The organism is Propioniciclava soli, from assembly GCF_014858005.1.
In the GTDB taxonomy this organism is placed as follows: Bacteria; Actinomycetota; Actinomycetes; order Propionibacteriales; family Propionibacteriaceae; genus Propioniciclava; species Propioniciclava soli.
The window spans coordinates 107546-121361 of the sequence record NZ_JACYOT010000016.1 but is presented as its reverse complement, the minus strand read 5'-3'; the positions used below and the strand labels follow the sequence as shown (position 1 = coordinate 121361).

11 protein-coding genes are annotated in these 13816 nt (G+C 71.4%); 8 read left to right on the top strand and 3 right to left on the bottom strand.

Features of this window, described 5'->3' with window-relative positions; genetic code table 11:
- Positions 1 to 304: 304 nt before the first annotated feature.
- The 4 genes from rpsO (at position 305) to IFY26_RS14755 (ending at position 6611) form a co-directional block, all read left to right on the top strand.
- Entirely contained in the window at positions 305 to 568 is a 264-nt protein-coding gene (rpsO, locus tag IFY26_RS14770; protein WP_232549764.1) for a 30S ribosomal protein S15, read from the top strand.
- 338 nt (positions 569 to 906) lie between these two features.
- Entirely contained in the window at positions 907 to 3138 is a 2232-nt protein-coding gene (locus IFY26_RS14765; protein WP_232549763.1) for a polyribonucleotide nucleotidyltransferase, read from the top strand.
- A gap of 398 nt (positions 3139 to 3536) precedes the next feature.
- The gene (locus IFY26_RS14760; RefSeq protein ID WP_232549762.1) at positions 3537 to 4487 is read left to right on the top strand and encodes a type IV toxin-antitoxin system AbiEi family antitoxin domain-containing protein; all 951 of its coding nucleotides are present in this window, start codon (positions 3537 to 3539) and stop codon (positions 4485 to 4487) included.
- 411 nt (positions 4488 to 4898) lie between these two features.
- A complete protein-coding gene (locus IFY26_RS14755) occupies positions 4899 to 6611 on the top strand; it encodes a long-chain-fatty-acid--CoA ligase (RefSeq protein ID WP_232549761.1) in 1713 nt (570 codons plus the stop codon).
- Here the strand turns inward: IFY26_RS14755 and IFY26_RS14750 are convergent.
- The gene (locus IFY26_RS14750) at positions 6595 to 7386 is read right to left on the bottom strand and encodes an HAD-IIA family hydrolase (RefSeq protein ID WP_232549760.1); all 792 of its coding nucleotides are present in this window, start codon (positions 7384 to 7386) and stop codon (positions 6595 to 6597) included. The genes IFY26_RS14755 and IFY26_RS14750 overlap by 17 nt on opposite strands.
- A gap of 109 nt (positions 7387 to 7495) precedes the next feature.
- Between IFY26_RS14750 and dapB the strand changes: the two genes are divergently transcribed.
- A complete protein-coding gene (gene dapB, locus IFY26_RS14745; RefSeq protein ID WP_232549759.1) occupies positions 7496 to 8230 on the top strand; it encodes a 4-hydroxy-tetrahydrodipicolinate reductase in 735 nt (244 codons plus the stop codon).
- Complete coding sequence (locus IFY26_RS14740; protein ID WP_232549758.1) at positions 8227 to 8925, top strand: LmeA family phospholipid-binding protein; 699 nt, start codon at positions 8227 to 8229, stop codon at positions 8923 to 8925. Before dapB ends, IFY26_RS14740 begins: the two co-directional genes overlap by 4 nt.
- A gap of 48 nt (positions 8926 to 8973) precedes the next feature.
- Here the strand turns inward: IFY26_RS14740 and IFY26_RS14735 are convergent, their stop codons facing one another.
- Together IFY26_RS14735 and IFY26_RS14730 are read right to left on the bottom strand one after the other, a co-directional pair.
- The gene (locus IFY26_RS14735; protein ID WP_232549757.1) at positions 8974 to 10008 is read right to left on the bottom strand and encodes a glutathione S-transferase family protein; all 1035 of its coding nucleotides are present in this window, start codon (positions 10006 to 10008) and stop codon (positions 8974 to 8976) included.
- A gap of 95 nt (positions 10009 to 10103) precedes the next feature.
- Entirely contained in the window at positions 10104 to 11054 is a 951-nt protein-coding gene (locus IFY26_RS14730) for a sugar-binding transcriptional regulator (RefSeq protein ID WP_232549756.1), read from the bottom strand.
- 114 nt (positions 11055 to 11168) lie between these two features.
- On the opposite strand from IFY26_RS14730, the gene IFY26_RS14725 reads away from it, so the two are divergent.
- Both IFY26_RS14725 and IFY26_RS14720 read left to right on the top strand, forming a co-directional pair.
- Positions 11169 to 12893: a glycerol-3-phosphate dehydrogenase/oxidase gene (locus IFY26_RS14725; protein ID WP_232549755.1), complete on the top strand. Its 1725-nt coding sequence runs from the start codon at positions 11169 to 11171 to the stop codon at positions 12891 to 12893.
- A 107-nt stretch (positions 12894 to 13000) separates the two neighbouring features.
- Complete coding sequence (locus IFY26_RS14720; protein ID WP_332836201.1) at positions 13001 to 13768, top strand: MIP/aquaporin family protein; 768 nt, start codon at positions 13001 to 13003, stop codon at positions 13766 to 13768.
- Positions 13769 to 13816 lie beyond the last annotated feature (48 nt).

The window sequence follows — 13816 nt, the reverse complement described above, 5'->3', positions numbered from 1 at the left end:
CAACCAGCCGGGGAGCGCCGCAGGCAACCAGCCGGGGAGCGCCGCAGGCAACCAGCCGGGGAGGGACGCCACGCGGGCGACGAGCAGCGTGTTCATGGGGCCTCACTGGCTGGGGGGAGGTGTTGAAGAAAGCTACTCAGCCCCCCGGGGCGCGTCAAGGAACCCGGAATGGGGAGCCGGAGGCGCCAAGTGGCCGGTGCGGCCGGCGTCCGGTAGAGTGGACCCTTGGCGTCAGGACGCCCGCGGATCAAGAGAGCCACCCACACCGGGACCGGCGCCGCGCAACGGACGAGGGGAGCAGCACATGGATGCCGCAACGAAGAAGGCCACGATCGAGGAGTACGCGACGAAGCCGGGCGACACGGGTTCCCCCGACGTCCAGATCGCGCTCCTGACCAAGCGCATCGCGCACCTGACCGAGCACCTCAAGGAGCACAAGGGTGACCACCACAGCCGCCGCGGCCTCATGCTGCTCGTCGGCCAGCGTCGCCGCCTCTTGAACTACGTGGCGAAGCAGGACATCGAGCACTACCGCTCGCTGATCGCCCGCCTCGGTCTGCGTCGGTGAGGTTGGACTGAACCTGGGAGGGAGTGACCGCGCGGTCACTCCCTCTCAGCCATGTCCAGCCGCTAGCGTGGTTCCCGGACGCCGACGGCGTCCGCCACGCACCCGGGTGGTACGCACGGCGTCCGCCCAGCACAACTGAAGATCAGCACGACTGAAGATCAGTACAACTGAAGACCTGTCCACTGCTCACCTGGCCCATGCCTGCGGTCCTCGGTAGTGGCTCCCGGGACGCGAGGCCCCACCGTGCGGTGGGCGCCGGCGGGGCCCGAGGGCCTCGATCGAAGACCGATCCCTGGCCGGCGCGGGTGGGCACCCACGAAAGGAAACACTCCATGGCCATGGAGGGACCTGACCTCCGCTTCACGGAGGCCGTCATTGACAACGGCTCGTACGGCAAGCACGTCGTCCGCTTCGAGTCCGGGCTGCTGGCCCGGCAGGCGAACGGCTCGGCGGCCGTGTACCTCGACGAGGACACGATGCTGCTGAGCGCGACCACCGCCCAGAACAACCCGCGTGACGCGATCGACTTCTTCCCGCTGACGGTTGACGTCGAGGAGCGCATGTACGCTGCGGGCCGCATCCCCGGCTCGTTCTTCCGCCGCGAGGGGCGCCCCAGCGAGAACGCGATCCTCGCCTGCCGCCTCATCGACCGCCCGCTGCGCCCCTGCTTCGTCAAGGGCCTGCGCAACGAGGTCCAGGTCGTCGTCACCGTCATGGCGCTCAACCCCGACGTGCGCTACGACGTGCTGGCCATCAACGCCGCCTCGGCGTCCACCACGCTCGCCGGCCTGCCGTTCTCCGGCCCGGTCGGTGGCATCCGCGTGTCGCTCATCGGTGACCAGTGGGTCGGTTTCCCGACCGTGGCGCAGATGGAGGACTCGACGTTCGACATGGCCGTCGCCGGCCGCGTCCTGCCCGACGGTGACGTCGCGATCATGATGGTCGAGGCCGGTGGCACTGAGAGCACCGTCAACTTCGTGCGCTCCGGCAAGACCGCGCCGACCGAAGAGGTCGTCGCCGAGGGCCTCGACGCCGCCAAGCCGTTCATCAAGGCGCTGTGCGAGGCGCAGATCGAGCTGGCCAACCAGCTGCCCAAGGCCATGAGCGTCTTCCCGGTGTTCAAGGACTACGAGGACGACGTCTACGCCGCCGTGGCGGACGCCGCCAGCGAGCGCCTGCAGGCCGTCATGAGCATCGCCGGCAAGGTGGAGCGCGAGACGTCCACCGAGGAGTTGCTCGCCGCCGTCCGCCAGGAGGTCGGTGGCCGCTTCGAGGGCCGCGAGAAGGAGGTCACCGGTGCGTTCCGCGCGCTGACCAAGAAGGTGGTGCGCGGCAAGACCCTCACCGAGGGCGTCCGCATCGACGGCCGCGGCACCCGCGACATCCGCACGCTGAGCGCCGAGGTCGGCGTGATCCCGCGCGTGCACGGCTCGGCGCTGTTCATGCGCGGGGAGACCCAGATCTTGGGCGTCTCCACGCTGAACATGCTCGACATGGAGCAGAAGCTCGACACGCTGGCGCCGGAGACGACGAAGCGGTACATGCACAACTACAACTTCCCGCCCTACTCGACCGGTGAGACCGGCCGCGTCGGGTCGCCGAAGCGCCGCGAGATCGGCCACGGCGCGCTGGCCGAGCGGGCCCTGGTGCCCGTGCTGCCCTCGCGCGAGGAGTTCCCGTACGCGATCCGCCAGGTGTCCGAGGCGCTCGGCTCGAACGGGTCGACGTCCATGGGCTCGGTGTGCGCCTCGACGCTCTCGCTGCTCAACGCCGGTGTGCCGCTGGCCGCGCCGGTCGCGGGCATCGCGATGGGCCTCATGAGCGCGGAGATCGACGGTGAGATGCGCTACGTCGCGCTCACCGACATCCTCGGCGCCGAGGACGCCCTCGGCGACATGGACTTCAAGGTCGCCGGCACGCGCGAGTTCGTCACCGCCCTGCAGCTCGACACCAAGCTCGACGGCATCCCCGCCGACGTGCTCGGCGCGGCGCTGCTGCAGGCCCGCGAGGCGCGCCACACGCTGCTCGACGTGATGAGCGAGGCTATCGACTCCCCGGACGAGATGAGCCTGTTCGCGCCGCGCATCATCACGGTGAAGATCCCGGTCGACAAGATCGGCGAGGTCATCGGGCCCAAGGGCAAGGTGATCAACCAGATCCAGGACGACACCGGCGCCAACCTCTCCATCGAGGACGACGGCACGATCTACATCGGGGCGACGAACGGGGAGGCCGCGGAGGCCGCCCGCTCGGCCGTCAACGCCATCGCGAACCCGACCATGCCCGAGAAGGGTGAGCGCTACCTCGGCACCGTCGTGAAGACCATGCCGTTCGGCGCGTTCATCTCACTCATGCCCGGCAAGGACGGCCTGCTGCACATCAGCAAGCTCCGCGAGCTGAACAACGGCCAGCGCGTCGAGAACGTCGAGGACGTCGTCAGCGTGGGCCAGAAGCTCCAGGTCGAGATCTCCGAGATCGACGATCGCGGCAAGCTGTCGCTGATCCCGGTCGTGGAGGCCAAGGCGGAGGCCGCTGGCGAGTCGAAGGACGAGGCTCCGGCCGAGGCCTGATCACCCCCTCGGCGATGCCGGGTCACCGTTCGGTGGCCCGGCATCGCCGCGTCCGGGGGCGGTCGACCCCGCGGGGGCGGCGTCCTCGGCGTTCGGGGCAGCCTCCCTGTGGTTGGCGTCGGCACCCTGTCGTTGGGGTCGGCACCCTGTCGTTGGGGTTGCCTCCCTGTCGCTGGGATCGCTTCCCCATGCGAGTCCCACCACCCTGCTGTTGCAACGCTGGGGTGGTGCGTCTGGGGCAGGGTGGCGTGGAGAAGGACAGGGTGGCGTCGGTAAGGGCAGGGTGGCGGCTCCAACGGCAGGGTGGCACCCCGTTCTCCACCACTGCCAACACCTGGCCCCGGATGGCCAACACCTGGCCATGGTGTGCGGTGACCTGACGTGCTCGGATGGGATCCATGACGGACGAACCGCATCTGATCACCACCGACGAGCTGGGCCACCGCCTGGGCCTGGGCCCCACGGGCATCCGCGCGATGATCCGGTCCGGCGAGCTCGTGCGTCTGCGCCGGGGCGCGCATCTGTGGGTGCCCGGCCGCGTGTCCGAGGCGTCCGCCCCCTGTGACGCCGCCACGCTGCACCGGCTCCTCGTGCGCGCAACCCAACCGCACCTCGGCGCGTCGACCGTGGTCAGCCACACGTCGGCCGCGGTGCTGCACGGGTTGCCCGTGCCGGTGCAGCGGCTGGGGGTCGTCACCGTGATTCGCGGTGCGTCCCACGGCGGACGCTCGCCGCTGCTGGTGGCGTCGGACGCCAACGTGCCGGCGAGCGACGCCACCGAGGTGGACGGCGTCCGCGTGACCACCCTGCAACGCACCCTGGTGGATCTGCTGCGCACCCAGCCCCTCGACTGGGGTGTCGCCGCCGCGGACGTCGTGCTGCGACGGGGGGTGGACGCCGCCGGCGTGGCCGAGGCGTTGGCGCGGGCCCGGGGCACCAGTGGCGTCCGCCGGGCTCGCACCGCTTGGGAACTCGCCGATCCGCTGAGCGAGTCGGTGGGGGAGTCGCGCTCGCGGGCGTTGTTCCACCTCGAGGGCATCCCGGCGCCGACGCTGCAGCGGCAGATCCGGGACGCAACGGGCCGCGTGGTCGGCACGGTGGACTTCGCGTGGGACGAAAGCAACACCGTGGGCGAGTTCGACGGGGCCGTGAAGTATGGCCCGCTGGTCCCGGCAGGGCGGACGGCCGCGGACGTCGTCATGGCCGAGAAGCGCCGCGAGGCCCTGATCCAGGCCGAGGACTGGTGGATCGTCCGCTGGGGATGGCAGGACCTGTCCCGCCCCCGTGATCTCGCCGCCCGCATCCGGCACGCGTTCACCGTCGGGCGCCGACTGCCCCGAGCCGCCTGAGCGATCCCGGTGCCACGCTCCGGGCCAGGACGAGCGTCGTTGGCGCCGGCCTCGCCACCCTGCCGATGGGCCCTCCACCCTGCCGATGGGCTCGCTACCCTGCCGATGGACTCGCTACCCTGCCCCACGCGCCACCGCCCTGTCCGTTCTGCACCACCCTGCCGCTGCAACGGCAGGGTGGTGGAGCAAGGCTGGGGTGGCGTCGGTTCCGGCAGGGTGGCGGCGGTTCCGGCAGGGTGGCGGCGGTTCCGGCAGGGCGGTGGGTCCGGCCGGGGTGGCGAGGGCTCGGGCAGGGTGGGTCCGGCAGGGTGGCGACGGTTGGGGCAGGGTGGCGGCAGGGCCGGCCGGGGGAGGCGCACACCCCGGTCGCGCGCGCCGCTGCCCCGGCGGCCGGCTCGCTAGGGTGGCGGCATGGCACCCGACGAGCGACGCGACGAGCGTCCGTGGGTCCGGTTCTACCAGCCGGGCGTCCCTGCGGAGATCGAGATTCCCACCACCTCGCTGGTCGACATGTGCGAGGAGTCGGTGCGCGAGGCGGGCGACGCCGTCGCGCTGGACTTCTTCGGACGCCGCACCAGCTACCGGGCCATGGGCGAGCAGATCAACCGCGTCGCCGCGGGGCTCGCGCGGCTCGGCGTCCGCGCGGGGGACCGCGTCGCGCTGATCCTGCCCAACTGTCCCCAGCACGTCGTCGCCTTCTACGCGGTGCTGCGGCTCGGGGCGGTGGTGGTGGAACACAACCCGCTCTACACCGCGCCGGAGCTGCGCCATCTCGTCGAGGACCATCGCGCGGAGGTGATCATCGCCTGGGACGCCGCGGTCGCGAAGATCGCCGATTTGCCGCGCGACCTCGGGGTGCGCCACATCGTGGCGGTCAGCCTCATCGAGGCGATGCCGCTGGTCAACCGGTGGGCGCTGCGGCTGCCGATTCCCGCCCTGCGCGCCACGCGGGACTCCCTGTCCGGCCCCGCCCCCGGCGCGCTGCCCTGGCGCAGGCTCCTCGAGAACGACCCGCTCCCCGACACGCACCCGCGCCCGGCGGTGGACGACCTGGCCGCGATCCAGTACACCTCCGGCACCACGGGCCAGCCGAAGGGGGCCATGCTCACCCACCGCAACCTGCACAGCAATGCGCTGCAGGGTGAGGCGTGGATGCACGATGCGCAGTACCGCCGGGAGGTGTTCTACGCGCTGTTGCCGATGTTCCACGCGTTCGGCATGACGCTCTACCTCACCTACGGCATCCGCAAGCAGGCCCACCTCGTGCTGCTGCCACGCTTCGATGTGGACCTGGTGTTCAAGGCCTGGCGCACGGCGCCCGCCACCGTCTACTGCGCCGTGCCGCCCATCTACGCCCGGACGGCTGAGGCGGCGGCGGAGCGCGGCGTCGACCTGAGCAGCGCCAAGTTCTGCATCTCGGGCGCGATGGCCCTGACCGACGACGTCGTCGAGCGGTGGGAGTCCCTCACGGGCGGCCTGCTCGTCGAGGGCTACGGGATGACCGAGTCGTCCCCCGTGGCCCTGGGCAACCCGTTCGACGCCTCCCGACGCCGGACGGGCACGATCGGCATCCCGTTCCCCTCCACCGAGATGAAGGTGGTCGACCCCGAGGATCCCGACCGGGAGGTGGCGTGCGGTGACGACGGCGAGCTCCTCATCCGTGGCCCCCAGGTGTTCCGCGGTTACTGGGAGAACCCGGAGGAGACCGCGCGGGTGCTCCTGCCGGGCGGCTGGCTGCGCACCGGTGACATCGTGACGCAGGACGCCGACGGCTTCACCACGATCACCGACCGGGCCAAGGAACTCATCATCACCGGCGGCTTCAACGTCTCGCCCTCGGAGGTCGAGGCCGTCCTGCGCGGGCATCCCGCCCTCGTCGACGTCGCCGTGGTCGGACGCCCGGCCCCGGGAGGCGGGGAGACGGTGGTCGCGGTGGTCGTCGTCGAGCCGGGCCAGTCGGCACCGACGACCGCGGACGTCCGGGCGTTCGCCAAGCGGGAGCTCGCCGCCTACAAGGTGCCGCGCGAGGTCGTCGTGACCGACGAGTTGCCCCGCTCGATGCTCGGCAAGGTGTTGCGCAAGCAAGTGCGCGACGCCCTCGTGGACGCTACGGAGCGTCCGTGAGCAGCGGCAGGAGGTCGGCCACCGAGTCCAACACCCGCGAGGGTCGGTAGGGGAACGACTCGAGCTCCGCGGCCCGGGTCGAGCCGGTGAGCACCAGCACGGTGTGCAGGCCCGCCTCCATGCCGGCGACGATGTCGGTGCTCATGGTGTCGCCGATCATGCCGGTGCTCTCGGAGTGGGCCTGGATCTGGTTGAGCGCGGAGCGGAACATCATCGGGTTCGGCTTGCCGACGATGTAGGGCTTGCGTCCGGTGGCGGCGGTGATCATGGCGGCGAAGGCCCCGGTCGCCGGCACGATGCCGCCGTTGCCCGGCCCGGAGACGTCCGGATTGGTCACGATGAACCGCGCCCCGCCCAGGATCAGCCGGATCGCCCGCGTCGCCTGCTCGAACGACATGCCCCGGGTCTCGCCGAGCACGACGAACTCGGGGTCGAGGTCGGTGAGCACGAACCCCGCCTCGTGCAGCGCGGTCGTCAGCCCCGCCTCGCCGAGCACGTAGGCCGTCTTGTCGCCATTCTGGTTGGCGAGGAACGCGGCCGTCGCCATCGCTGAGGTCCAGATGTTCTCCTCCGGCACCTCGAGGCCGGCGCGGTGCAGGCGGGCCGCCAGGTCGCGCGGCGTCTGGATCGAGTCGTTCGTCAGCACGAGGTAGGGGGTGTCGTGCCGCGTCCAGTGGTCGATGAGTTCCTTCGCGCCGGGGATCGCGGTGTCGCCGTGCACGAGCACGCCGTCCTTGTCCGTCAGCCAGCAAGCGAGGTTCTTCGGATCGCGCATGCGTCCATCTTCGCCCATCGGTGTGAACGGAGGGCGAACGACGCCCGGACGCCACCCGCGCGGCCGACCCGCGGGTGGGCAGGGCGTCCGGGCGCTTAGGATGGCCGACATGTTGGTCGCCGTGTTCGGAGCGAAGGGGCGCATGGGCGCCGAGGTGTGCCGGGCCGTGAGCGAGGCCGACGGCCTGGAACTGGTCGCCGCCCTCGACGCGGGGGAGGATCGGACGCCGGCGGCGTCCGCCGACGTGGTGGTCGACTTCACCGTGCCGGACGCCGTGATGGAGAATCTCGCCTGGTGTGCGGAGCACGGCATCCACGCGGTCGTCGGCACCACGGGCTTCACCCCCGAGCGGCTGGACGCCGTCCGGGACCTGTTCGTCGGCTCGGGGGCGAACGTCATCGTCGCGGCCAACTTCTCCATCGGCGCGTTGCTGATGATGCACTGGGCCCAGGAGGCGGCCCGGCACTACGAGTCGGTCGAGATCATCGAGCTGCACCACCCCGACAAGGTGGACGCCCCCTCAGGGACGGCCGCCACCACCGCCCGCCGGATCGCGGCGGCCCGGGCGGACGCGGGGCTGGGCCCGGTACCGGACGCCACCACCCAGGACGCGGGGGCGCGTGGCGCGGACGTCGACGGCATCCGGGTGCACGGCGTCCGCCTGCGGGGCCTGTTCGCCAACCAGCAGGTGATCTTCGGCAACGAGGGTGAGGGGCTCACCATCACCCACAACAGCTACACGCGGGCGTCCTACATGCCGGGTGTGCTGGCCGCGGTGCGTGCGGTGGCGAGCCGACCCGGCCTCACCGTCGGCATCGAGGGCATCCTGGGGATCGGCTCGTGAAGGCGCTCGCGTGGATCGTGGGCTCCGTGCTGGTGCTCGGCGCGCTCCTCGTCGGGGCGGTGTACGTGTTCGACGCGCCGATCCGCGAACGCATCGAGGCCGAGGCGCTCAGGGAGGTGGAAGGGGCCCTGGCGGTCGAGGGCGGGGACGTCAGCGTCGAGGGGTTCCCCATCGCGTGGTACGCGGTGCGCCAGGAGTTCCCGGCGATGGAGCTCACCGCCGAGTCCGTTCCGTTCGAGCTGGCCACCGGCCCGGTCGTCGCCCACGACCTGACGGCCCGCCTCACCGACGTGGCCCTGGCCCCCGACGCCGTGCGGGCCGCCGGGCTGACCGGCACGACGCGGCTCGACTATTCCGACCTCAGCGCGCTGGCGGGTGTCGAGGTGACCCACGCCGACGGCGACCGCATTCGCTCGAGCGGCTCGTTCCGGGTTCTCGGCATGAACCTCACCGGGACGGTGACGGCCGTCCCGGTCGTGGACGCCGCCACGCAGACGGTGCGCCTGGAGGCACCGGAGGTGGACGTGGCCGGCGTCCGGATCCCCGACCAGGCCGTCGCCGCGCTCGTCGACACGGTGTGGCAGCCGGTCTCCCTCGACCTGCCCCACGCCATCGACGTGACGGCCATCACCGCGACGCAGGAAGGCCTGCTCGTGGATCTCACCGGCACCGACGTGACGTTGCCGAACGGCTAGCGCGGTGGGGTGGCGGGGGCGGGCTGGCCCGCCACCCGCCGGTCCCGCTCAGATGGCCGGGTGCGGCGAACGCTCCTGCGGACGCACCGGCGCGGGGGGCGTCCCGTCCCCGAACGGCCGCCCGCCCAGGCTCTCGCGCCCGTGCGGGGTGAGCCACGCGGCGGCGTCCGGGCCCTTCGGCACGATCTGGAGCGGGTTCAGATCGGTGTGCACCACGTAGTAGTGCTGCTTGATCTGCTCGAAGTCGATCGTGTCGCCGAACCCGGGGGTCTGGAACAGGTCCCTGGCGTAGGCCCACAGCACGGGCATCTCGCTGAGCTTGCTGCGGTTGCACTTGAAGTGGCCGTGGTAGACGGCGTCGAAGCGCACCAGCGTCGTGAACAGCCGCACGTCGGCCTCGGTGATGGTGTCGCCCATCAGGAAGCGCCGGTCGGCGAGCCGCTCCTCCAGCCAGTCCAGGGCGGCGAACAGCCGGTCGTAGGCGGCGTCGTAGGCCTCCTGGCTGCCGGCGAAGCCGCAGCGGTACACGCCGTTGTTCACCTCGGTGTAGATGCGCTGCATGACCTCGTCCATCTCGGCCCGCAGCGCTTCGGGGTAGAGATCCGGGGCGCCGTCGCGGTGGAACTCGGCCCACTCGCTGGAGAAGTCGAGCGTCATCTGGGCGTAGTCGTTGGTGACGACCTCGCCGGTCGCGACCTCGACCAACGCGGGCACCGTGATGCCGCGCGTGTACTCGGGGAAGCGCGCGAGGTAGGCGTCCTTGAGCCGGTGGATGCCGAGGACGGGGTCGACGCCGCCCTCGTCGAGATCGAAGGTCCAGCTCTCGGCGTCGTGCACGGGCCCGGGCATGCCGACGGAGAGGACGTCCTCCAGGCCCAGCAGGCGCCGCACGATGAGGGTGCGGTTGGCCCAGGGGCAGGCCCGGGCGGCGACGAGCCGGTAGCGGCCGGCCTCGACCGGGCGGTCGCCCTCGCCGGGCTCGCGGCAGACGCGGGTGGTGATGTACTGGGTGTCGCGCTCGAACGCCTTGCCCTTGCTCGAGTACTGGCCCCCCGTGGTGTGCTCCTGCGGTGAGTTGTTCATGCTTCAACCATATCGGTCGGTTCGTCACGGCGCGTGGGTTGCCATCGGGTGCACTCCCTTGTCGCCCGGCCGGGCCGCGGCCGCGGCGTCCGGCGTCACATTCGCCGCACCACGGCCCGGGCGGTGAGGTCGTCGATGACGAGGTCGGTCGCGACGCCGGCGTGCAGGGCGCCGAGCACGGCCGGGGCCCGTTGCGGGTCGGCGACCACGCAGATGCGGCGCGGCACCCGGCGCAGTTCGGCGGGGGTGAGCCCGGTGGCGCGTTGGTTGGCCTCGATGTCGGAGTACGTCCCGTCCTCGCGCAGCAGCACGGTGCAGATGTCGCCCACCACGCCGTGGCGCAGCAGCGACTCGCGTTCGGCGCGGTCGAGGTACCCCGCGGCGTACACGTGGGAGGGGATGCTCCCGGTCAGCGAGCCCACGCCGAAAACGGCCACGTCGAGCTCGGCCAGCAGGGAGAGCACGTGCTGCACGGACCGCTCCCGCCACATCGCCTTCTTCGTTGCTGCGTAGTCGAAGAAGGCGGGCACGGGGAAGAGCGTCACCTGGCTGTCGAAGGCGTCGCCGATGGATTGCAGGATCTCACCGACGTACGGCAGGCCCGACGAGGTCGGGGTCGCGCCACCGTTCATCTGCACCACCGAGGTGCCCGAGAGCGCCCGGCGCGGGAGGTGGTGGGTGAGCGCGGCCACGGTGACGCCCCACGCGACGCCGATGAGCTGGTTGTCATCGACCACCTCGGCGAGCAGCCGCGCGGCACGCTGGGCCACCTCGTCGATGCGGGCGACCACCGGGCTGGTGCCGCGCACGGTCACCAGGTGCACCGTCACCCCGAAGGCGTCCCCCAGCTCGCGCGCGATCGGGGAGCGCGATCCCACGGCGTCCGCGATGCTGATGCGCACCAGGCCGGACGCGCGCGCGTCCGCCAGCAGCCGCGACACGGTCGAGCGGGAGACACCGAGCTCGCGGGCGATGCCGTCCATCGTCTCACCGCGCACGTAGTAGCCGGTGGCGGCGAGGTACATCTGGTCGTCACGGGCGTTCACGTCACCACCCTCCTCCTGCACGTATGTGCAGAAGCGTGACACATCCGTGCAGGTCGGGCAAGGATGGGCGCGTTGTCGTAGCCATGGCACGTTGCTCACCGAGGAGAAGACCGCATGACCATCCCCACCCTGAATCCCGACCAGCGCGAGCGCGACCTCGAGGCCCTCGCCTCCGAAACCCTCGACATCCTCGTCATCGGCGGGGGCGTCACCGGCGCCGGGTCGGCGCTGGACGCCGCCACGCGCGGCCTGAAGGTGGGGATCGTCGAGGCCCAGGACTGGGCGTCCGGCACGTCCAGCCGCTCCAGCCGACTCATCCACGGTGGGCTGCGTTACCTCTACAACCTCGACTTCGCGCTGGTGGCCGAGGCCCTCGCCGAGCGCGGGCGGCTGCTCACCACGCTGGCCCCGCACCTCGTCAAGGCCCAGCCGTTCCTCTGGCCGCTGAAGCAGCGCGTGATCGAGCGCGCGTACTCCGCGGTCGGCGTCGGGCTCTATGACGTGCTCGCCGTGGCCGGTGCCGGTGGACGCAAGACCGTGCCCGTCCAGAAGCACCTGAGCAAGGCCGGCGCCAAGGAGCACTTCGCCGACGTCCGCGACGACGCCCTGATCGGCGCCATCGAGTTCTACGACGCGCGGGTGGACGACGCGCGGTTCGTCGTCAATCTCGTCCGCAGTGCGGTGCGCCACGGCGCGCGTGCCGTCTCGCGCACCCAGGTGGTCGGGCTGCTGCAGGACGCCTCGGGCCGCGTCACCGGAGCCCGGGTGGTCGACCTCGAGTCGGGCCGGGAGTTCGAGATCGCCGCGCGCGCGGTGATCAACGCCACCGGGGTGTGGACCGAGACGACCCAGGCCTACGCCAAGACCGACAAGGGCCTGAAGGTGCTCGCCAGCAAGGGCATCCACATCGTCGTGCCGCGGGAGCGGATCAAGGCGCGGTCCGGCATGTTCCTGCGCACGGAGAAGTCCGTGCTCTTCATCATCCCGTGGCGGCGCTACTGGGTGATCGGCACCACCGACACCGCCTGGCACGAGCAGCTCAAGCACCCCGTGCCCACCTCGGCGGACATCGACTACGTGCTCGACCACGCCAACGCCGTGCTGAGCGCCAACCTGACGCGCGAGGACATCATCGGCACCTATGCCGGCCTGCGGCCGCTGCTGCAGCCGGTGGGTTCCGACGAGGCCAAGTCGGCCAAGGTGTCGCGCGAGCACACCACCCTTGAGGCCGCCCCCGGGCTCGTCGTGATCGCCGGCGGCAAGTACACCACCTACCGGGTCATGGCCGCGGACGCCGTCGACCTGGCCCTCGGCGCGCGGGCCAAGCAGCTGCCGTCGATCACCAAGGAGGTGCCGCTGCTCGGCGCGGACGGCTACCGCGCGTTCGCGCGCCGTGCCGATGCGATCGCCGAGCAGTACGGTTGGGACGCCGACCTGGTCGCCGACCTGCTTGACCGCTACGGTTCGGAACTGCCCGCGCTCCTCGCGCTCGTGGACGAGGACCCGTCGCTGGGCCGGCCGCTGGGGGCGTCCCCGTGGTACCTGCGTGCCGACGTCGCGTTCGCGTGCCGCTACGAGGGCGCGCTGCACCTCGAGGACATCCTGATCCAGCGGATCCGGCTGAACTCCACGACGCCCGACCGCGGGGCGTCCGCGGTGGACGAGGTGGCCGAGGTCGCCGCGCCGATCCTCGGGTGGGACGACGAGCGTGTCGAGACGGAGAAGTCCAACTACCGGGAGCGGGCAGCGGCGGAGGTCGCAGCGCAGTCCGAATCCACGGACGCCGAGGCATCCGCCCGGCGTGTCGAGGCCGAGGACGTGGTTCCTTCGGCATTGTGAGGCCATCGGACGCCTGCGGCGTCCGGTGTTCACCCCCACTGAGAAGGCGCCCCCGGGACCGGGGGCACGGAACAAGGCACCACGGTGGTGCCGGAAAGTGAGAGCTCGTGCTCGGAACCATCTTCCTCTCCGAGACCGTGGGGACGGCGATGCTGCTCCTGCTCGGTGGCGGCGTGGTGGCCAACAACATCCTGCCCCGCAACAAGGGTGCGGGGACCGGCTTCCTCCACGTCAACTTCGGCTGGGGCCTCGCGGTGTTCGCGGGCGTCCTCGTCTCCTACGCCTCGGGCGGGCACATCAACCCTGCGGTGACGCTCGGCATCCTGGCCTCGGGCGCGACGCAGTACGTCGAGGGCGTCCCCGTCGACGCGGTGTCGACGCTGACCTACATCTCGGCACAGATGCTCGGCGCGTTCATCGGCGCCGTGCTGTGCTGGCTGGCGTACAAGAAGCAGTTCGACGACGAGGCCCCGGCGGGTGCCAAGCTGGGTGTGTTCGCGACCGGCCCGGAGATCCGCAACCCGTTGTGGAACCTCGTGACCGAGGCCATCGCGACGTTCGTGCTGGTGTTCGTGGTGCTGTCCGCCAGCGCCGGCCGCTTCTTCGGTGCCACCCCGGTCGTCAACCTCGGTTGGCTCGGTGCCCTGGGCGTCGCGCTGCTGGTGGTCGGCATCGGCATCTCCCTCGGTGGGCCCACCGGCTACGCCATCAACCCGGCCCGCGACCTCGGCCCGCGCATCGCGCACGCCGTCCTGCCGATCCCGAACAAGGGTGGCTCGGACTGGAGCTACGCCTGGATCCCGGTCGTCGGCCCGATCATCGGCGGCGTGCTCGCCGGTGTGCTCGCCCGGGTGTTGCTGCCGATGGGCCTGTGACCCCTGACCTGCTGCACGACCCTGCGGGCCGGACGCCGCGGCGTCCGG

Excerpts from the sequence above, each read along its gene's own strand:
- rpsO (WP_232549764.1), top strand. The coding sequence starts at position 305 with ATGGATGCCGCAACGAAGAAGGCCACGATCGAGGAGTACGCGACGAAG.
- IFY26_RS14765 (WP_232549763.1), top strand. The coding sequence starts at position 907 with ATGGAGGGACCTGACCTCCGCTTCACGGAGGCCGTCATTGACAACGGC.
- IFY26_RS14760 (WP_232549762.1), top strand. The coding sequence starts at position 3,537 with ATGACGGACGAACCGCATCTGATCACCACCGACGAGCTGGGCCACCGC.
- IFY26_RS14755 (WP_232549761.1), top strand. The coding sequence starts at position 4,899 with ATGGCACCCGACGAGCGACGCGACGAGCGTCCGTGGGTCCGGTTCTAC.
- IFY26_RS14750 (WP_232549760.1), bottom strand. The coding sequence starts at position 7,386 with ATGCGCGATCCGAAGAACCTCGCTTGCTGGCTGACGGACAAGGACGGC.
- dapB (WP_232549759.1), top strand. The coding sequence starts at position 7,496 with ATGTTGGTCGCCGTGTTCGGAGCGAAGGGGCGCATGGGCGCCGAGGTG.
- IFY26_RS14735 (WP_232549757.1), bottom strand. The coding sequence starts at position 10,008 with ATGAACAACTCACCGCAGGAGCACACCACGGGGGGCCAGTACTCGAGC.
- IFY26_RS14725 (WP_232549755.1), top strand. The coding sequence starts at position 11,169 with ATGACCATCCCCACCCTGAATCCCGACCAGCGCGAGCGCGACCTCGAG.